This window comes from Streptomyces sp. NPDC052020, assembly GCF_040680575.1.
Lineage (GTDB): Bacteria > Actinomycetota > Actinomycetes > Streptomycetales > Streptomycetaceae > Streptomyces.
Window position 1 is genome coordinate 193,314 of sequence record NZ_JBFAWY010000008.1, and the last position, 18,403, is coordinate 211,716.

The window sequence follows — 18,403 nt, forward strand, 5'->3', positions numbered from 1 at the left end:
CCTCAGTCAGGCACCTAGGTTGAGGGACTCACGTGGCAGAGGCGGAGCGCATCATCGGTACGCCGGACATCCCGGACGGGTCGCGGGCCGGGCGGGAGCGGCCGGACGAGGCGGCCGCGCCGGGCGAGCGGTCCGGTGCCGGGACGGAGCGGACCCCGGCCGGCGGGCCCGCCGCCGGTACCGAGGGCGCCGGCGGCGCCGATGAGGCGGCCGGGTCCGAGGCGGGCCGCCCGGCGGAGCCGGAGTCCCGAGCCGGCGAGGCCGGGGGCGGCGCGGCCGGCGGTCCCCGGGGCAAGCGCCGGATCGCCGTGCTGTTCGCCGTCGCCGCGTTCGCCTACGCCCTCGACCTGATCAGCAAGATGATCGTGGTCGCCAAGCTGGAGCACCACGAACCCATCGAGATCGTCGGGGACTGGCTGAGGTTCGAGGCGATCCGCAACGCGGGCGCGGCCTTCGGCTTCGGCGAGGCCTTCACCGTGATCTTCACGGTGATCGCGGCGGTGGTCATCGTGGTGATCGCCCGGCTGGCCCGCAAGCTCTACAGCCTGCCGTGGGCGATCGCGCTCGGCCTGCTGCTCGGCGGGGCGCTGGGCAACCTGACCGACCGGATCTTCCGCTCGCCCGGCGTCTTCGAGGGCGCGGTCGTGGACTTCATCGCGCCCAAGCACTTCGCCGTCTTCAACCTCGCCGACTCGGCGATCGTGTGCGGCGGCATCCTGATCGTGCTGCTGTCGTTCCGGGGGCTCGACCCGGACGGGACCGTCCACAAGGACTGAGCGCCGTACGGGGCTGTCGGACCCGTCCGGCATACTCGACGGGTGAGCACGATTCCCGAGATCCGTACCCTGCCCGTGCCCGACGGCCTGGAGGGCGAGCGCGTCGACGCCGCCATCTCCCGCATGTTCGGCTTCTCCCGTACCAAGGCCGCCGAGCTGGCGGCGGCGGGGAAGGTCACGGTCGACGGGTCGGTGGTCGGCAAGTCGGAGCGGGTGCGCGGCGGGGCCTGGCTGGAGGTCGAGATGCCGCAGGCGCCCGCGCCCGTGCAGGTGGTCGCCGAGCCGGTCGAGGGCATGGAGATCGTGCACGACGACGACGACGTGGTCGTGATCGTCAAGCCGGTCGGGGTCGCCGCCCACCCGTCGCCCGGCTGGACCGGCCCCACGGTCATCGGCGGGCTCGCCGCGGCCGGCTACCGCGTCTCCACCTCCGGCGCCGCCGAGCGCCAGGGCATCGTGCACCGCCTCGACGTGGGCACCTCCGGCCTGATGGTGGTCGCCAAGTCGGAGCGCGCCTACACCTCGCTCAAGCGCCAGTTCAAGGAGCGCACGGTCGACAAGCGCTACCACACGCTCGTCCAGGGCCATCCCGACCCGACCAGCGGCACCATCGACGCCCCCATCGGCCGCCACCCGCAGCACGACTACAAGTGGGCGGTCACCGCCGACGGCAAGCCGTCCGTCACGCACTACGACCTGATCGAGGCGTTCCGGGCGGCCTCCCTGCTCGACGTGAAGCTGGAGACGGGACGCACCCACCAGATCCGCGTCCACATGGCCGCCCACCGGCACCCCTGCGTCGGCGACCTGACCTACGGCGCCGACCCGACGCTCGCCAAGCGCCTGCGCCTGACCCGCCAGTGGCTGCACGCCGTACGGCTCGGCTTCGAGCACCCCGGCAGCGGAGAGTGGGCCGAGTTCACCAGCGACTACCCGGAGGATCTCCAGATGGCCCTGGACCAGGTCCGCGAGGAGACCTGGGCATGAGCGCCGGGCCGTACACGGTGCGCGTCGCCGGGGACCCCGCCGACCTCCAGGCGTGCTTCGCGGTGCGCAAGGAGGTCTTCGTCGCCGAGCAGAAGGTCCCCGAGGACATCGAGTACGACGCCTACGACGCCGGCGCGGTCCACGTCCTGGCGGTCCGCGAGGACGGCGAGCCGCTCGGCACCGGGCGGCTGCTACACGGCGACGCCGCCGCGGCCAAGACCGGCGACGGGCCCGCCGTCGGCTCCCTCGGCCGGCTCGCCGTGACCCGGGCCGCCCGCGGACTGGGCGTCGGGGCGGCGCTGGTGCGGGCGCTCGAGGAGGCGGCCCGCGCGCGGGGGCTCACGGCGGTCGACCTGCACGCGCAGACGCACGCGCTGGGCTTCTACGAGCGGCTCGGCTACACGGCGTACGGGCCCGAGTTCCCGGACGCCGGGATACCGCACCGCGCCATGCGGCGCGCCCTGTGACCCACCGCGTCCGGGAACCGGTGTGATCCGTCCCACCCGGCGCGCCGCGGGACTCGGCGGGCGGAAGGGGCTGGCCGGCGCGGTGACGTGGCAGGCTTGAAGCCGGCCGTGTGAACGTCTAGATCGCCGGAGCGCTGACCGTGGATCAGTTGGCCCTGTTGTTCCTGCTGTTGCTCGGGGCCCTGCTGAGCGTCCCGGTCGGGGACCGCCTCGGGCTGCCGGCACCGGTGCTGATGACGGTCCTCGGCATCGTCCTGGCCCTGGTCGACTTCGTCCCCAACGTCGACATCCCGCCCGACCTCATCCTGCCCCTGCTGCTGCCGCCCCTGCTGTACGCGGCCGTGCGGCGCACCTCCTGGCGGCAGTTCGCGGCCAACAAACGGCCGATCTTCCTGCTCGCGGTCGCGCTGGTCTTCCTCACGATGACCTGCGTGGCCGCGACCGCCCACGCGATCGTGCCGGGGCTGCCGATCGCCGCCGCCTTCGCCCTGGGCGCGCTGGTGGCGCCGCCCGACCCGGTGGCGGCGACCGCCGTGGCCGGACAGCTGGGGCTGCCGCGCCGGCTCGTCTCCATCCTGGAGGGCGAGGGCCTGTTCAACGACGTGACGGCCATCGTCCTGTACCACGTGGCCATCGCCGCCGCCGTCGGCGGCACCTTCTCACCGTGGCGGGCGGGCCTGGACCTGGTGCTGTCCGCGGTCGTCGCCGTCGCCGTGGGCCTCGCCCTGGGCTGGGGCGCGAGCAAGCTGCTGGACCTGCTGGGCGACGCCACCCTCCAGATCGGCCTGACGCTGCTGGTGCCGTACGTCAGCTACGTCCTGGCCGAGGAACTGCACGGCTCCGGGGTGCTCGCCGTCCTCACCGCGGCGATGTTCCTCGCCGAGTACGCGGCCGACGCCGACGACGTGCTGACCCGGCTGGCCGGGCACACCGTGTGGGACGTCGTCGACACGCTCGTCACCGGGGTCGCCTTCGGGCTCATCGGCCTGGAGCTGCACAACGCCATCCACACGGCGTCCGGGCGCTGGGGCGAGCTGCTCGGCTGGTCCGCCGCGGTCGTCGCCGTCGTCGTCCTGGTCCGGCTGCTGTGGCTGCTGCCGGCGACCTGGCTGACCAAGCGGCTGCACGCCCGGCGGGACCAGGACGAGGACATCCCGACGAGCTGGCGGGAGACCGTCGTCATGTGGTGGTCGGGGATGCGGGGGGTGGCCTCGGTCGCGCTGGCGCTGGCCATTCCGCTGAAGACGGACGACGGCAGCCCCTTCCCCAACCGCGACGAGATCATCTTCATCGCCTTCGGGGTGATCATGGTGACGCTGCTCGTCCAGGGGCTCACCCTGCCGTGGCTGGTGGGCCGGCTCGGAGTACGGGCCGACACCGAGCGGGAGAAGGCGTTCGAGAAGGAGCTGGCGCTGCGGGCGGCGCGGGCGGCGAAGCGGCGGCTGAAGGAGATCGAGGCGGTCGAGGAACTGCCGGAGGAACTCTCCGAGCAGATGCTGCGGCGCGCCTTCGACATCGGGGTGCGGATCAGTCCAGACATCGGGGACGAGGAGCGGCGCGAGGCGCAGCAGCAGCGGGTGCGGAGGCTGAAGCGGATCCGGCGGATCCAGGGCGAGCTGCTGAGCGCCGCGCGCCACGAGGTGCTCGCGGCGCGCAGCGAACCCGGCGCCGATCCGGAGATCGTGGACCGGGTGCTGCGGCATCTGGACGTCCGCAGCCTGCGCTGACCCCGGCGCGCCCGCGCTCCCGTACGCCCGCGGTGGTGCGCCCGCGCGCGGGCGGTGACCGGCGTGCCGTGCCGGGGAGCGCGGCCGGGTGCCGCGGCCGCCCCGGGGACTCAGCGGCCGTGCCGCGACTGCTCGGGAAGACGGCGCGCGGCCCCGTCGGGCGCGGGCCGGCGCGGGCCGTCGTGTCCCGGCGCCGGGACCGCGTCCCCGACGGCGACGCGGGGCAGGGCGTAGGGGTGCGCCTCGGCCAGCCAGCGGATGATCTGCTCGCGGACCGTGACCCGGACCGTCCAGATGTCGTCCGCGTCCTTCGCCGTCACCAGGGCCCGCACCTGCATGGTGGTCGGCGTGCTGTCGGTGACCGTCAGGTCGTAGGCGCGCCCGTCCCAGGCGGGGCACGCGCGCAGGATGTCGCGGAGCTTGTCGCGCATCGCGTCCAGCGGCGCGCAGTGGTCCAGGTGCCAGTAGACGATGCCCGTCATCTGCGGCGTGCCGCGCGACCAGTTCTCGAACGGCTTCGAGGTGAAGTACGACACCGGCATGGTGATCCGGCGCTCGTCCCAGGTGCGCACGGTCAGGAACGTCAGCGTGATCTCCTCGACGGTGCCCCACTCGCCGTCCACCACCACCGTGTCGCCGATGCGCACCATGTCGCCGAAGGCGATCTGCAACCCCGCGAACAGGTTGCCCAGCGTCGACTGGGCGGCGATGCCGGCGACGATGCCGAGGACACCGGCGGAGGCGAGCAGGGAGGCGCCCGCCGTGCGCATGTCCGGGAAGGTCAGCAGCATCGAGGCCCCCGCCACCACCCCGACGACCGCGGAGACCACCCGCATGATCAGCGACACCTGGGTGCGCACCCGCCGCACCCGCGCGGGGTCCCGCGCGGCCCGGGCGTTGGCATAACGCGTGTAGGACGTCTCCACGATCGCCGAGGCGATCCTGATGACCAGCCAGGCGGCCGAGCCGATCAGCACCAGCGTCAGCGTCCGGCCGATACCGGTCCGGTGCGAGGGGAACAGTCCCGCCTCGACGTAGGACCCTCTCAGCAGCGCGGTGCACAGGACGAGCTGGTAGGGGATCCGGCCCCGGCGCAGCAGTCCCCACAGCGGCGTGTGGCGGTTGCGTTCGTCGGCCTTGCGCAGCAGCAGGTCGGTGGCCCAGCCGATGACGAGCGTCAGGACGACCGAGCCGCCGACCACGATCAGCGGGCGGAGTATGTTCTCCATGCCCACGAACGTAACCGGCGACGCGGGAGATCGAACATGTGACTTCCCGGCACTCGCGGGTAGGGACGCGGCCAGGTGCTGTCGGACCCGGCTGGCACCATGGCCTCATGAACATCATGCTCTTTCACTCGTCCCATGGCCTCACCCCCGCGGTGCGCTCGGCCGCGGACCGGCTGCGCGGCGCCGGGCACCAGGTCTGGACGCCGGACCTCTTCGAGGGACGCACGTTCGACACGGCCGAGGAGGGCATGGCGTTCCAGGACGAGACCGGCAAGGACGAGCTGCTGAAGCGGGCCGTGCTGGCCGCCGCTCCCTACTCGGAGCGCCAACTGGTCTACGCGGGGTTCTCGCTGGGCGCCTCCATCGCCCAGACCCTCGCCCTCGGCGACGACAAGGCGCGCGGGCTGCTGCTCCTGCACGGCACCTCCGACCTCGCTCCGAACGCCTCGGCGGACGGGCTGCCGGTCCAGCTGCACGTGGCGGAGCCGGACCCGTTCGAGCCGGACGACTGGCTGAGCGCCTGGTATCTCCAGATGGGCCGGGCCGGAGCCGACGTGGAGGTGTACCGGTACGCCGGGGCCGGACACCTCTACACCGACCCCGCCCTGCCGGACTACGACGAGGAGGCCGCCGAGGCCACCTGGCGGGTGGCGCTCGGCTTCCTCGCCTCCCTGGAGGACGAGACTCCTCAGACCGGGTCGTAGACCCGCTCGGCCTTCTGGGTGCCGCTGCGGGTGCGGTACGAACGCGCCCAGGTGGCGGTGGCGTCCGCCCGCGTACGGTCGGACAGGACGTAGTAGTCCATCTGCGCGCGTTCGGCCGTGACGTCCAGGACGCCGTACCCGTGGCGGTCGGTGTCGACCCAGTGGACATGCCGGTTGGCGGCGCGGATCAGCGGCGCGGCGACCGCGGAGACCGTGCCCTCGCGGACCTTCACGAGGTCGTCGAGGTTGTCGGAGGTCACCGAGGTGACGACGAACTCCGTGGCGGCCGAGGCGGACAGCGGGTAGGTCCCGGCGTCGTAGGGCACGTCGTTGGCCCACGCCATGTGGATGTCGCCGGTCAGGAAGACGGTGTTGCGGATGGCGTGGGTCCGCAGGTGGTCCAGGAGTTCGCGGCGGTCGTCGGTGTAGCCGTCCCACTGGTCGGGGTTGAGGGCGAGGCCCTCCCGGGGCAGGCCGAGCAGCTCGGCGAGCGGGCGCAGCAGGTCGGCGGTGAGCGAGCCGATGGCGAACGGCGCGATCATCACCGAGTTGCCGACCAGCCGCCAGGTGGTGTCGGACGTGCGCAGCCCGGTCTTGAGCCAGTCCAGCTGGGCGCGGCCGGTGAGGGTGCGGTCCGGGTCGTCGGCCTCGCCGTCGCCGATCCCGGTCTGCCGCGTGCGGAAGGACCGCAGGTCCAGCAGGGAGAGGTCGGCGAGTCTGCCGAAGCGCAGCCGGCGGTAGGTCGTGCCGGCGATCGCCGGGCGGACCGGCATCCACTCGAAGTAGGCCCGCTTGGCGGCGGCCTGACGCGCGGACCAGGCGCCCTCGGCGCCCTCGGTGTGGTTCTCCGCCCCGCCCGACCAGGCGTTGTCGGCGAACTCGTGGTCGTCCCATATCGCGATGACCGGCGCGGCGGCGTGCAGCGCCTGGAGGTCGGGGTCGGTCTTGTGGCGCCCGTGCCGCACGCGGTAGTCGGCGAGCGTGCGGATCTCGTGGGCGGGCGCGTGCGGGCGGACGACGGTGCCGCGGGTGCCGTACTCCCCGGTGCCGTACTCGTAGAGGTAGTCGCCCAGGTGCAGCCAGGCGTCCAGGTCGCCGCGGGCCGCGAGGTGACGGTAGGCGGCGAAGTGGCCGGCCTCCCAGTTGGCGCAGGACACCACACCGAAGCGCAGGCCCGCGACGGCCGCGTCGGGCGCCGGGGCCGTGCGGGTGCGGGCGGAGGGGGAGACGGCGGCGCCGGAGGAGAAGCGGAACCAGTAGTCGGTGGCGGGCTCCAGGCCGCGGACGTCCGCCTTGACGGTGTGGTCGGAGGCGGCGGTCGCGGTGACGGAGCCCTTGGCGGCGATGTCCGTGAAGGCCCGGTCCCGCGCGAGGACCCACTCCACCTCCGTGTCCGGGCCGGCGCCGGAGCCCGGCACGGCCTCGGGCACGGGCGTCACCCGGGTCCACAGCAGGATGCCGTCGGGCAGCGGGTCGCCGGAGGCGACCCCGTGCAGGAAGGCGGGCGCGGCGGCCGCGGCGCCGGCCGGCACGGCGGCGGTGAGCGGCCCGGCGAGGACCGCGCCGGCGGTCGCGGCCTTGACCACCGTGCGGCGGCTCGGGGCGGAGGGGCGGGCGGGCTCGGCGGGCGACGGGACGAGGGCGTCGGCGCGCTCGGCGGACGCCGGCCGGCCGGAGCCGGATGATCTGTGTCGACTGGTCACGGGCGATCAGATTACTGATCGGTACGAAACAGAGCGGGCGAACTCGTGAAGTTCGCCCGCTCTTCAGCGCCGGTTCGCCGGCCGGAGGCTCACGCCTTGAGGGCCGCGTCGATCACCTTGCTGAACTCGTCCGCCGTCATGGGGGCGTTGCCGCCGGCGCCGGTGAGCTTCTTGCCGTCCATCACCAGGCTCGGCGTGCCGGTGACGCCGTCCTTGTTGTTGTTGAACGTCTGGGACATGGCCACCGCCCAGGCGTCGTACGTCCCCTTCTCCACGGCGTCGCGGAACTTCGCGTTGCCCTTCAGGGCGGGGACGCTGTCGGCGATCTCGATGAGGTAGTCGTCGTCCTTGAACTTGTCGTCGCTCTCCGAGGGGTGCCACTTGGCCGAGTACAGGGCGGTCTTGTAGTCGAGGAACGCCTCGGGGCTCACGTTCAGGGCGGCGCCCAGGGCGCTCATCGCGTTCTTCGAGCCCTCGCCGTGCGAGCCGGTCTCGAACTTGCCGTCCTTCTCGGTGTCGCCGTCGAGGAACGTGCCGCCGATGAACTGGAGCTTGTACTTGCCGGCCTCGACGTCCTTGTCGACGGTGGGGCCGACGGCCTGCTCGAAGGCGGCGCAGACCGGGCAGCGCGGGTCCTCGTAGATCTTGAGGGTCTTCTTGGCGCCGCTCTTGCCGACCGTGACGGTCGTACCGTCCTTGCCGGAGGTGTGGGCCGGGGCGACGACCTTGGCGTCCGCGACCGACTCCCAGTGCGAGGGCTTGTTGGCCTGCACGACGGCGTAGCCGATGCCGCCGGCTATCGCCAGGACGGCGACGATGGAGCCGGCGACGACGATCTGCCGCTTGGCCTTGTCGCGCTTGGCCTGGCGCTCGCGCTCCTCGCGCAGGCGCTCACGGGCCGCCATCTTCGCCGCCTGGCTGTTCCGCTTGCTCATGGTGGTGATCTCCATGGGGACGCGCACACGGGGGTGTGCGGAAGACTTGGGGGGACTGCTGGTGCTCGGGTGGTTCAGGCGAAGGCGGCCGAGCACGGTGGTCCGCGCCGTCCCATGCAGTGGGCGAGGATCCGGTCACGGGCGGTGGCGGTGCGCCGGGCCGGGCGCGCCGGCCGGTGCGGTGCCGGGGCCCGCCCCGCGGTCACCGCCGCCACGGCCAGCAGCAGCGGCCGGAACGTGGTCGCGGCCACCGCCCGCAGCAGCTGGGCCAGTGCTCGCTCGCCGCGGCGCAGCCAGGCCGCGGCGAGCAGGCCGACGCCGACGTGGGCGCCGAGCAGCAGCCAGGCGGTGGCGGCGTCGGCGTGGGTGAGGGCGACGGCGATCCGGTCGGTGTCCGCGCCGGTCACCCGGGTCAGCGGGGCGGCGACACCGGCGCCGACGCCGGTGCCGTCGCCGCACAGCACATGCAGGCCGACGGAGCGCAGCGGGCCGGTGACCGGGCCGCCCGCCCGGCCGTAACACAGGTGCTGGCCGGTGGTGAAGACCGTGTCGGCGGCCAGCTCCAGGGGGATCAGCAGGGCCGCGATCCGCCCGAAGGAGCGCTCGCGGCCCGCCAGGGCGTAGGCCGGGACGAACACGGCGGCGGCGATCGCGGCCACCGTGTTCAGCGGCAGCGGGACCTGCGACAGCAGCACGTGCGACGCGGTGCTGAGCATCACGACGAGTGCCGTGAACAGCGCCGCGCGCACGGCTCTGAGGTGGGTCCCGGATATGTCCATAGCGAAAGGAGAGTCTGTCACGGAGGCCGGTAAGAGACCCCTAAAGGGGTGCTGTGAGAGCCGACGGTTACAGACCCGGAATCCGGCCGTTGCGGAACAGGTCGACGAAGATCTGGTGGTCGGCGCGGGCGCGGGCGCCGTAGTCGTGGGCGAAGTCGATCAGCAGCGGGGCGAAGCCCTCCTCGTCGGCGGCGATCGCCGCGTCGATGGCCCGCTCCGTGGAGAACGGCACCAGGGACTCGCCGGACTGGTCGTCCGCCGCCGCGTGCATGGCGGCCGTGGCCCGGCCCAGGTCGGCGACGACCTCGGCGATCTCCTCCGGGTCGTCGATGTCGCCCCAGTCCAGGTCGACGGCGTACGGCGAGATCTCGGCGACGAGCTGGCCCGCGCCGTCCAGCTCGGTCCAGCCCAGCCACGGGTCGGCGTGGGCCTGGAGGGCGCGCTGGGAGATCACCGTGCGGTGGCCCTCGTGCCGGAAGTAGTCGCGGATCGCCGGGTCGGTGATGTGCCGGGAGACGGCCGGGGTCTGGGCCTGCTTGATGTAGATCACCACATCGTTCTCCAGGGCGTCGCTGTTGCCCTCCAGCAGGATGTTGTACGACGGCAGTCCGGCCGACCCGATGCCGATGCCCCGGCGGCCGACCACGTCCTTCACCCGGTAGGAGTCCGGGCGGGTCAGGGACGACTCCGGAAGCGTCTCCAGATAACCGTCGAAGGCCGCCAGCACCTTGTAGCGGGTGGCGGCGTCCAGCTCGATGGAGCCGCCGCCCGGCGCGAACCGGCGTTCGAAGTCGCGGATTTCCGTCATCGACTCCAGCAGCCCGAAGCGGGTCAGCGCACGGGCGTCGCGCAGCGCGTCCAGCAGCGGGCCCGACGCCGTGTCCAGCGTGAACGGCGGCACCTCGTCGCTCTTGGCGCCGGTCGCCAGGGCGTGGATCCGCTCGCGGTACGCGCCCGCGTACACCCCCACCAGCTCGGTGATCTGCTCGTCGCTGAGCGCCTTGGCGTACCCGATCAGGGCGACGGAGGCCGCGAAGCGCTTCAGATCCCAGGTGAAGGGGCCGACGTACGCCTCGTCGAAGTCGTTGACGTTGAAGATCAGGCGGCCGGTGGAGTCCATGTACGTGCCGAAGTTCTCCGCGTGCAGGTCGCCGTGGATCCACACCCGGGAGGTGCGTTCGTCGAGGTACGGGCCGTGACCGGCCGTGCCGCCCTCCCGCCCGGAGCCCTCCCGGTCCAGGTCGTGGTAGAAGAGGCACGCCGTGCCGCGGTAGAAGGCGAAGGCGGAGGCCGCCATCTTCCGGAACTTCACCCGGAACGCGGCCGGGTCGGCGGCCAGGAGCTCGCCGAAGGCGGTGTCGAAGACGGCGAGGATCTCCTCGCCGCGGTGCTCCTCGTCGAGCTGCGGTACCGGCATCGCTGGGTGCCTCCTGGTGCGGTGGTGCGTGACCTGTGGGGCGGACGTTTTCGCAGGTGCGCGGCGGCTTGCGGCGCGCGCGGCGGCGAACGCCCCGCCCGGACCAACGTCCGGCGGCCCGTCCGAGTGCCCGGCGCCCCGTGTCGACGGTACGCGGGTGAGCCCGCCGCTGTCGGTCCCGGGGCATAGACTTCGACGCTGACCCCCAGACTGTCCGCAGCCTGTCGCCCAGCGTTTCCCCAGGAGGCCGCACGTGTCGAAGCCGCCGTTCACGCACCTGCACGTCCACACCCAGTACTCGCTGCTGGACGGTGCCGCGCGGCTGAAGGACATGTTCGACGCGTGCAACGAGATGGGCATGACGCACATCGCCATGTCCGACCACGGCAACCTGCACGGTGCGTACGATTTCTTCCACTCCGCGCAGAAGGCCGGGATCACTCCGATCATCGGGATCGAGGCGTATGTCGCGCCGGAGTCGCGCCGCAACAAGCGCAAGATCCTCTGGGGCCAGCCGCACCAGAAGCGGGACGACGTCTCCGGTTCCGGCGGTTACACGCACAAGACCATCTGGGCGGTCGACAGCACGGGCCTGCACAACCTCTTCCGCCTCTCCTCGGACGCCTACGCCGAGGGCTGGCTCCAGAAGTGGCCCCGGATGGACAAGGAGACCATCGCCCAGTGGTCCACCGGGCTCGTCGCCTCCACCGGCTGCCCCTCCGGCGAGGTGCAGACCCGGCTGCGCCTGGGCCACTTCGACGAGGCCCTGAAGGCGGCCGCCGACTACCAGGACATCTTCGGCAAGGACCGCTACTTCCTGGAGCTGATGGACCACGGCATCGAGATCGAGCGCCGGGTCCGCGACGGCCTGCTGGAGATCGGCAAGAAGCTCGGCATCCCCCCGCTGGTCACCAACGACTCGCACTACACCTACGCGCACGAGGCGCAGGCGCACGACGCCCTGCTGTGCATCCAGACCGGCAAGAACCTCTCCGACCCCGACCGCTTCAAGTTCGACGGCACCGGCTACTACCTGAAGTCGACGGAGGAGATGTACGCCATCGACTCCTCCGACGCCTGGCAGGAGGGCTGCGCCAACACGCGGCTGATCGCCGAGATGGTCGACACCACCGGCATGTTCGAGAAGCGCGACCTCATGCCGAAGTTCGACATCCCGGAGGGCTACACCGAGGTCACCTGGTTCCAGGAGGAGGTCCGCCGCGGCATGGAGCGCCGCTACCCGGGCGGCATCCCCGAGGACCGCATGAAGCAGGCCCAGTACGAGATGGACGTCATCATCTCGATGGGCTTCCCCGGCTACTTCCTCGTGGTCGCCGACTTCATCATGTGGGCCAAGAAGCAGGGCATCGCCGTCGGCCCCGGCCGCGGCTCCGCGGCCGGCTCGATCGTCGCCTACGCGCTCGGCATCACCGACCTCGACCCGATCCCGCACGGCCTGATCTTCGAGCGGTTCCTCAACCCCGAGCGCATCTCGATGCCCGATGTCGACATCGACTTCGACGAGCGCCGGCGCGCCGAGGTGATCCGGTACGTGACCGAGAAGTACGGCGCCGACAAGGTCGCCCAGATCGGCACCTACGGCACCATCAAGGCCAAGAACGCGATCAAGGACTCCGCGCGCGTGCTGGGCTACCCGTACGCGATGGGCGACCGCATCACCAAGGCCATGCCCGCCGACGTCCTCGGCAAGGGCATCCCGCTGTCCGGCATCACCGACCCCAGCCACCCCCGGTACACGGAGGCGGGCGAGGTCCGCTCGATGTACGAGAACGAGCCGGACGTGAAGAAGGTCATCGACACCGCGCGCGGCGTCGAGGGCCTGGTGCGGCAGATGGGCGTGCACGCCGCCGGCGTGATCATGTCCAGCGAGCCGATCGTCGACCACGTCCCGGTCTGGGTCAGGCACACCGACGGCGTCACCATCACGCAGTGGGACTACCCGAGCTGCGAGTCGCTCGGCCTGCTGAAGATGGACTTCCTGGGCCTGCGCAACCTCACGATCATGGACGACGCCGTCAAGATGGTGAAGGCGAACAAGGGGATCGACATCGATCTCCTCAGCCTCCCGCTCGACGACCCGACCACCTTCGAACTGCTCCAGCGCGGCGACACCCTCGGCGTCTTCCAGTTCGACGGCGGCCCCATGCGCTCCCTGCTGCGCATGATGAAGCCCGACAACTTCGAGGACATCTCCGCCGTCTCGGCCCTGTACCGGCCGGGACCGATGGGCATGAACTCGCACATCAACTACGCCCTGCGCAAGAACGGCCAGCAGGAGATCACGCCGATCCACCCGGAGCTGGAGGAGCCGCTCAAGGAGGTCCTGGACGTCACCTACGGCCTGATCGTCTACCAGGAGCAGGTGCAGAAGGCCGCCCAGATCATCGCCGGCTACTCGCTCGGCGAGGCCGACATCCTCCGCCGCGTCATGGGCAAGAAGAAGCCCGAGGAACTGGCGAAGAACTTCGTCCTCTTCCAGGAGGGCGCCCGCAAGAAGGGCTACAGCGACGAGGCCATCCAGGCGCTGTGGGACGTGCTGGTCCCCTTCGCCGGCTACGCGTTCAACAAGGCGCACTCCGCCGCGTACGGCCTGGTGTCGTACTGGACGGCGTACCTGAAGGCGAACCACCCCGCCGAGTACATGGCCGCGCTGCTCACCTCCGTCAAGGACGACAAGGACAAGTCGGCCGTCTACCTCAACGAGTGCCGCCGCATGGGCATCAAGGTGCTCCCGCCCAACGTCAACGAGTCCGAGGCGAACTTCGCCGCGCAGGGCGACGACGTGATCCTCTTCGGCCTGTCCGCGGTGCGCAACGTCGGCACCAACGTGGTCGAGTCGATCATCCGGTGCCGCAAGGCCAAGGGGAAGTACACCTCCTTCCCCGACTACCTCGACAAGGTCGAGGCGGTCGTCTGCAACAAGCGCACCACCGAATCGCTGATCAAGGCCGGCGCCTTCGACTCGATGGGCCACACCCGCAAGGGCCTCATGGCGCAGTACGAGCCCATGATCGACAATGTGGTCGCGGTCAAGCGCAAGGAGGCCGAGGGGCAGTTCGACCTCTTCGGCGGCATGGGCGAGGAGGACAGCGGCGAGCCCGGTTTCGGGCTGGACGTGGAGTTCTCCGCCGACGAGTGGGACAAGACCTATCTGCTCGCCCAGGAGCGGGAGATGCTCGGTCTGTACGTCTCCGACCACCCGCTGTTCGGCCTGGAGCACATCCTGTCCGACAAGGCCGACGCGGGCATCTCCCAGCTCACCGGCGGCGACTTCGGCGACGGCGCGGTGGTCACCATCGGCGGCATCATCTCCGGCCTCCAGCGCAAGATGACCAAGCAGGGCAACGCCTGGGCCATCGCCACCGTGGAGGACCTCGCCGGCTCCATCGAGTGCATGTTCTTCCCGGCGACCTACCAGCTGGTGTCCACCCAACTCGTCGAGGACGCCGTCGTGTTCGTCAAGGGCCGCCTGGACAAGCGCGAGGACGTGCCCCGGCTGGTCGCGATGGAGCTGATGGTCCCCGACCTGTCCAACGCGGGCACCAACGCGCCCGTCGTCCTGACCATCCCGGCCACCCGCGTCACCCCGCCCATGGTCAGCCGCCTCGGCGAGATCCTCACCCACCACAAGGGCGACAGCGAGGTCCGGATCAAGCTCCAGGGCCCGACGAAGACGACGGTGCTGCGCCTGGACCGGCACCGGGTCAAGCCCGACCCGGCCCTCTTCGGCGACTTGAAGGTGCTGCTCGGCCCGTCCTGCCTGGCCGGCTAGCCGGCCGCCGGAGCGCGGGAGGCACAAGACGCGGGAAACACGAGGGGCGCACCCGGCGGCGGGTGCGCCCCTCATGTCTTGCGGGCGGGCCGGCAGCGGCCGGCCACGACCCGGTTACCGGACTCAGTTGTGACCGAAGCGCTTCTGCCTGCCCTTGCGGGCGGTTATCTCGCCGGGCGTCGCCTGCGAGGTGCGCTGCTCGTCCTGCGGCTCCAGCGTGGCCGTCTGGGACGACTGAGAGGCGCGCTCCGCCCGCGGCTGCTTACGGTCACGGTTCTTGTTCTTGGCCATGGTGATGCCTCCTGTGGGGGATCTAGGGGCCAGGGCCGGGACCAGATTCACATAGGCGTACAAAGAACGCATGTCGGGCAATTACCGTCTGTGACAGGGCTCGTCGGTCGGTGAAGCGCCGAAACGCCACGCCGATGATCGAGTTCGGGCCGTTAACCCCGGCGTGGTCGGGCAGACTCGAAGCAAGCCCGAAGCAAACCTCCCGGAAAGAGGGTGGATCGCGTGGACCGCTGCATCGTCCTGGTGGACGCCGGGTATCTGCTGGGGGCCGCCGCCAGTCTCCTCGCCGGTGAGCCCTCGCGGTCCCGCATCACCGTCGACCACGCCGCCCTCATCCAGGGGCTGCGCGAACGCGCCGAGTCCGACACGCGGCAGCCCCTGCTGCGCATCTACTGGTTCGACGGCGCCCCCGACCGCGTCCCGCAGCCCGAGCACCGCCGGCTGCGCGTGATGCCCCGGGTCACCGTCCGGCTCGGCGCGCTGACCCGCAGCGACGGCCGCTGGGCGCAGAAGGGCGTGGACGCGGCCATGCACGCCGAGCTGACCGAGCTGGCCCGCAACCGCGCCTGCTCCGACATCGTGCTGGTGACCGGCGACGGCGATCTGCTGCCGGGCATGATGGCGGCCAAGGAGCACGGCGTCGCCGTCCATCTGTGGGCCGTGCAGGCCGCCGACGGCGACTACAACCAGTCCGAGGACCTGGTCGCCGAGGCCGACGAGCGGCGCGTACTGGACCGTACCTGGATCACCAAGGCCGTACGCGCCAAGGAGCTCACCGGCGTGTGCGCGCCGCCGCCCGCGCCCCGCCCGGAGATCGCCGCCATCCTCTCCGCACCCCTGCCGGAGTCCGCGCTGCCCGCCCCCGCGGAGCGGTCCGCCGAGGAGCCGCCGCACCCGACGGCGTCCACCGCCGCGCGCAACGGCGGCGCCGAGCGCGCACCGGCCGCCAAGGGCGTGCCCACCCCCAAGGACCTCGCCGCCCTGCGGGCCCCCGGTCCCCAGCCCGCCGCCGCCCCGCATCCCGCCTCCGCCACCCTGCGCTGGTCCTCCGACAAGGGGTGGGTCGACCGTCCGGTCTCCGAGCCCCCCGAGGCCGTCTCGATGCCGACGCTCGCGCAGCTCACCACCGCCGAGCAGCGGTGGGCCGACCGCGAGGAGGACATCACCACGGTCGGCGGCGACCCCTACGAGGTGGGGCAGGTCTTCGCCCGCCGCTGGGTGGAGCGCCTCGGCGACCAGAGCCATCTGCAGAAGCTGTCGGGCATGTACCCCCGCATCCCGCACCGCGTCGACGGCGAGCTGCTGCGCTACGCCGCCCGCTTCGGGCTGCTCGCCCACAAGGACGACCAGATCGACGAACGCGACCGGTACGCGATCCGGGCCGGGTTCTGGCGGGAGATCGACCAGCGGACGGCGGTGGAGCGCGCCCCGGCCGGGGAGTGAGCGCCGCGCCCGCCCCGCCTCGTCCGCCGGTCCGGCCCCGGCGCCTTTCCGCGCCCGGCCGCCGTCCGCCGCGGGAGGGGAAGGGTTGCGCCGAGTTGACGCTTATGGGGCCACCCGGGAGCGTGGCCGGGACGCCGACCCCGTAGGCTCCTGCTTTGTGAGTACGCGCGTGGCACAGACATACCGGCACCGTGCTGATGTCGTGTGCGCGGTGCGCGGACTGACCAAGACCTACCCCGCCGTGCGCGGCCGGCGCGGCACCCCCGCGACACCCGAGGTGCGGGCCACCGACGACGTCCGGCTGGAGATCCGGCGCGGCGAGATCTTCGGGCTGCTCGGCCCGAACGGCGCCGGCAAGTCCACCCTGGTGCGGCAGCTGACCGGACTGATGCGGCCCGACGCCGGCACCGTGCGGATCCTCGGCCACGACATCGTGCGGCACCCGGAGCGGGCCTCGCGGATCCTCGCCTACCTCGGGCAGGAGTCCACCGCCCTGGACGAGCTGACCGTGTCGCTGGCCGCCGAGACCACCGGGCGGCTGCGCGGTCTGGACGCCCGGCGGGCCCGCGACGAGCGCGACGCCGTCCTGGAGGAGCTGGGTCTCACCCCGATCGCCGGGCGCCCGCTGAAGAGGCTCTCCGGCGGGCAGCGGCGCCTGGCCTGCTTCGCCGCCGCGCTGGTGGGGGAGCGCCCGCTGCTCGTCCTCGACGAGCCGACCACCGGCATGGACCCGGTGGCGCGGCGGGCGGTGTGGGCCGCCGTCGACCGGCGCCGGGCCGAGCGCGGCACCACCGTGCTGCTCGTCACCCACAACGTCATCGAGGCCGAGACCGTCCTGGACCGGGTCGCGGTCCTGGACCGCGGCCGCGTCATCGCCTGCGACACGCCTGCCGGGCTGAAGGAGCAGGTCGCCGGCGAGGTCCGCGTCGACCTGGTGTGGCGCGAGACGGCCCCCCTCCACGTCCCCGAGGTCGCCGCGCTGCGGGACCGCGCCGCCGAGTCCGGGCGCCGCTGGACGCTCAGGCTCGCGCCCGAGGAGGCCCGTACGGTCGTCGCCACCGTCACCGGCGGGGCCGCCTTCGCCGCCCTGGACGACTTCACCCTCGCCACCCCGAGCCTGGAGGACGTGTACCTGGCGCTGGGCGGCGCCGCCCGGCAGGGGCTGGTGAAGGCGTGAGCACGCGGGCCGCCGCCGCCCCGCCCACCGGCCGGGGCGACGTCACCCGGAGCCCCGGCGGGGCCTTGACGACCTCAGGGACCTCACCTGCCTCGGGGAAGACCTCAGTGACCTCAGCGAAGAGGAGCAGCACGACGTGAGTGTCGTACCCGCCGATGTCCTGCCGGGCGGTGCCGTGGCCGCCGAGGAGCCTCCCGCACCGGCGGCCGAGCTCGGGCCGAAGGCGCGGGTGTGGCCCTCCCTGGTGGCGGTCTACCGGGCGCAGCTCTCCCGCGCGCGCGTGGCGCGGATCCCGCTGCTGTTCGTGGCGACCTTCCAGTCGATCGGGATCATGATCCTCATGCGCGGCGTGGTCGACGGCGGCGGCGAGGCGCGGGCCGTGGTCGCCGGGTCGTCGGTGCTCGTGGTGGCGTTCGTCGCGCTGAACCTGCTCGCGCAGTACTTCGGCCAGCTGCGCGCCAGCGGCGGCCTCGACCACTACGCGACGCTGCCGGTGCCGCCGGCCGCCGTGGTGCTGGGCGCCGCCGGCGCGTACGCCTCCTTCACCGTGCCGGGGACCGTGGTGACCGCCGTCTTCGGGTGCGTGCTGTTCGGGCTGCCGCTGGCGCATCTGTGGGTGCTCGCGGCCGTGATCCCGCTGGCCGGTGCCGCGCTCGCCGGGCTCGGGGCCGCCCTCGGCCTGCTCGCGCCGCGCCCGGAGCTGGCCACGCTGCTCGGGCAGCTGGGCATGTCCGCGGCGCTGCTGCTGGGGGTGCTGCCGGCGGAGCGGATGCCGGAGGCGGTGCGCCTGGCCCGGGACCTGCTGCCGTCGACGTACGGCGTGGAGGCGTTCGCGAGGACCTTCGCGGACGGGCCGGAGTGGGCCTTCGTCCTCGGTGACCTCGCCGTGTGCGGGGCGGTCGGCGTGGTCTCGCTGGCCGTCGCCACCTGGGCCTATCGCAGGGCGGCCGTCCGGTGACGCACCGCGCGGACGGG

The 18,403-nt window shown here is 72.4% G+C and carries 15 protein-coding genes; 9 read left to right on the plus strand and 6 right to left on the minus strand.

The genetic code is table 11. From position 1 onward, the window contains the following. The first annotated feature begins 32 nt into the window (after positions 1-32). The 4 genes from lspA (at position 33) to AB0L74_RS11125 (ending at position 3,957) form a co-directional block, all read left to right on the plus strand. A complete protein-coding gene (lspA, locus tag AB0L74_RS11110) occupies positions 33-776 on the plus strand; it encodes a signal peptidase II (protein WP_365648710.1) in 744 nt (247 codons plus the stop codon). Positions 777-818: 42 nt separating this feature from the next. Next, a complete protein-coding gene (locus AB0L74_RS11115) occupies positions 819-1,763 on the plus strand; it encodes an RluA family pseudouridine synthase (RefSeq protein WP_365648713.1) in 945 nt (314 codons plus the stop codon). Beyond that, the gene (locus AB0L74_RS11120; RefSeq protein WP_365648716.1) at positions 1,760-2,230 is read left to right on the plus strand and encodes a GNAT family N-acetyltransferase; all 471 of its coding nucleotides are present in this window, start codon (positions 1,760-1,762) and stop codon (positions 2,228-2,230) included. Before AB0L74_RS11115 ends, AB0L74_RS11120 begins: the two co-directional genes overlap by 4 nt. 140 nt (positions 2,231-2,370) lie before the next feature. Then, entirely contained in the window at positions 2,371-3,957 is a 1,587-nt protein-coding gene (locus AB0L74_RS11125; RefSeq protein WP_365648719.1) for a Na+/H+ antiporter, read from the plus strand. 110 nt (positions 3,958-4,067) lie between these two features. On the opposite strand, the gene AB0L74_RS11130 is transcribed toward AB0L74_RS11125, so the two are convergent. Beyond that, a complete protein-coding gene (locus AB0L74_RS11130) occupies positions 4,068-5,186 on the minus strand; it encodes a mechanosensitive ion channel domain-containing protein (RefSeq protein ID WP_365648722.1) in 1,119 nt (372 codons plus the stop codon). A gap of 107 nt (positions 5,187-5,293) precedes the next feature. Between AB0L74_RS11130 and AB0L74_RS11135 the strand changes: the two genes are divergently transcribed. Then, positions 5,294-5,890: a dienelactone hydrolase family protein gene (locus tag AB0L74_RS11135; protein WP_365648725.1), complete on the plus strand. Its 597-nt coding sequence runs from the start codon at positions 5,294-5,296 to the stop codon at positions 5,888-5,890. Here the strand turns inward: AB0L74_RS11135 and AB0L74_RS11140 are convergent. The 4 genes from AB0L74_RS11140 to AB0L74_RS11155 all read right to left on the minus strand — a co-directional run bounded on the left by AB0L74_RS11140 (position 5,875) and on the right by AB0L74_RS11155 (position 10,724). After that, complete coding sequence (locus tag AB0L74_RS11140) at positions 5,875-7,476, minus strand: alkaline phosphatase D family protein (RefSeq protein ID WP_365648912.1); 1,602 nt, start codon at positions 7,474-7,476, stop codon at positions 5,875-5,877. The genes AB0L74_RS11135 and AB0L74_RS11140 overlap by 16 nt on opposite strands. A gap of 206 nt (positions 7,477-7,682) precedes the next feature. Continuing rightward, positions 7,683-8,528, minus strand: a complete 846-nt coding sequence (locus AB0L74_RS11145) for a thioredoxin domain-containing protein (RefSeq protein ID WP_365648728.1) — start codon at positions 8,526-8,528, stop codon at positions 7,683-7,685. 74 nt (positions 8,529-8,602) lie between these two features. Next, positions 8,603-9,307 (minus strand): hypothetical protein, encoded by a 705-nt coding sequence (locus tag AB0L74_RS11150; RefSeq protein ID WP_365648731.1) that lies wholly within the window; start codon positions 9,305-9,307, stop codon positions 8,603-8,605. Positions 9,308-9,374: 67 nt separating this feature from the next. Further along, positions 9,375-10,724: a DUF2252 domain-containing protein gene (locus AB0L74_RS11155; protein ID WP_365648734.1), complete on the minus strand. Its 1,350-nt coding sequence runs from the start codon at positions 10,722-10,724 to the stop codon at positions 9,375-9,377. Positions 10,725-10,977: 253 nt separating this feature from the next. Here AB0L74_RS11155 and dnaE point away from each other — a divergent pair, with 253 nt between their 5' ends. Next, positions 10,978-14,517, plus strand: a complete 3,540-nt coding sequence (gene dnaE / locus AB0L74_RS11160) for a DNA polymerase III subunit alpha (protein WP_365648737.1) — start codon at positions 10,978-10,980, stop codon at positions 14,515-14,517. Positions 14,518-14,640: 123 nt separating this feature from the next. Here the strand turns inward: dnaE and AB0L74_RS11165 are convergent, their stop codons facing one another. Then, positions 14,641-14,808: a hypothetical protein gene (locus tag AB0L74_RS11165; RefSeq protein WP_365648740.1), complete on the minus strand. Its 168-nt coding sequence runs from the start codon at positions 14,806-14,808 to the stop codon at positions 14,641-14,643. 222 nt (positions 14,809-15,030) lie between these two features. Here AB0L74_RS11165 and AB0L74_RS11170 point away from each other — a divergent pair, with 222 nt between their 5' ends. The 3 genes from AB0L74_RS11170 (at position 15,031) to AB0L74_RS11180 (ending at position 18,386) form a co-directional block, all read left to right on the plus strand. Continuing rightward, entirely contained in the window at positions 15,031-16,251 is a 1,221-nt protein-coding gene (locus AB0L74_RS11170) for an NYN domain-containing protein (protein WP_365648743.1), read from the plus strand. Positions 16,252-16,453: 202 nt separating this feature from the next. Next, complete coding sequence (locus AB0L74_RS11175; RefSeq protein ID WP_365648915.1) at positions 16,454-17,428, plus strand: ABC transporter ATP-binding protein; 975 nt, start codon at positions 16,454-16,456, stop codon at positions 17,426-17,428. A gap of 136 nt (positions 17,429-17,564) precedes the next feature. After that, a complete protein-coding gene (locus tag AB0L74_RS11180) occupies positions 17,565-18,386 on the plus strand; it encodes an ABC transporter permease (RefSeq protein WP_365648745.1) in 822 nt (273 codons plus the stop codon). Positions 18,387-18,403 lie beyond the last annotated feature (17 nt).

Bases quoted from the DNA above. Each gene is read 5' to 3' on its own strand.
- AB0L74_RS11155 (WP_365648734.1), bottom strand. From the start codon at position 10,724: ATGCCGGTACCGCAGCTCGACGAGGAGCACCGCGGCGAGGAGATCCTC.
- AB0L74_RS11135 (WP_365648725.1), top strand. From the start codon at position 5,294: ATGAACATCATGCTCTTTCACTCGTCCCATGGCCTCACCCCCGCGGTG.
- AB0L74_RS11145 (WP_365648728.1), bottom strand. From the start codon at position 8,528: ATGAGCAAGCGGAACAGCCAGGCGGCGAAGATGGCGGCCCGTGAGCGC.
- AB0L74_RS11130 (WP_365648722.1), bottom strand. From the start codon at position 5,186: ATGGAGAACATACTCCGCCCGCTGATCGTGGTCGGCGGCTCGGTCGTC.
- AB0L74_RS11150 (WP_365648731.1), bottom strand. From the start codon at position 9,307: ATGGACATATCCGGGACCCACCTCAGAGCCGTGCGCGCGGCGCTGTTC.
- AB0L74_RS11165 (WP_365648740.1), bottom strand. From the start codon at position 14,808: ATGGCCAAGAACAAGAACCGTGACCGTAAGCAGCCGCGGGCGGAGCGC.
- AB0L74_RS11120 (WP_365648716.1), top strand. From the start codon at position 1,760: ATGAGCGCCGGGCCGTACACGGTGCGCGTCGCCGGGGACCCCGCCGAC.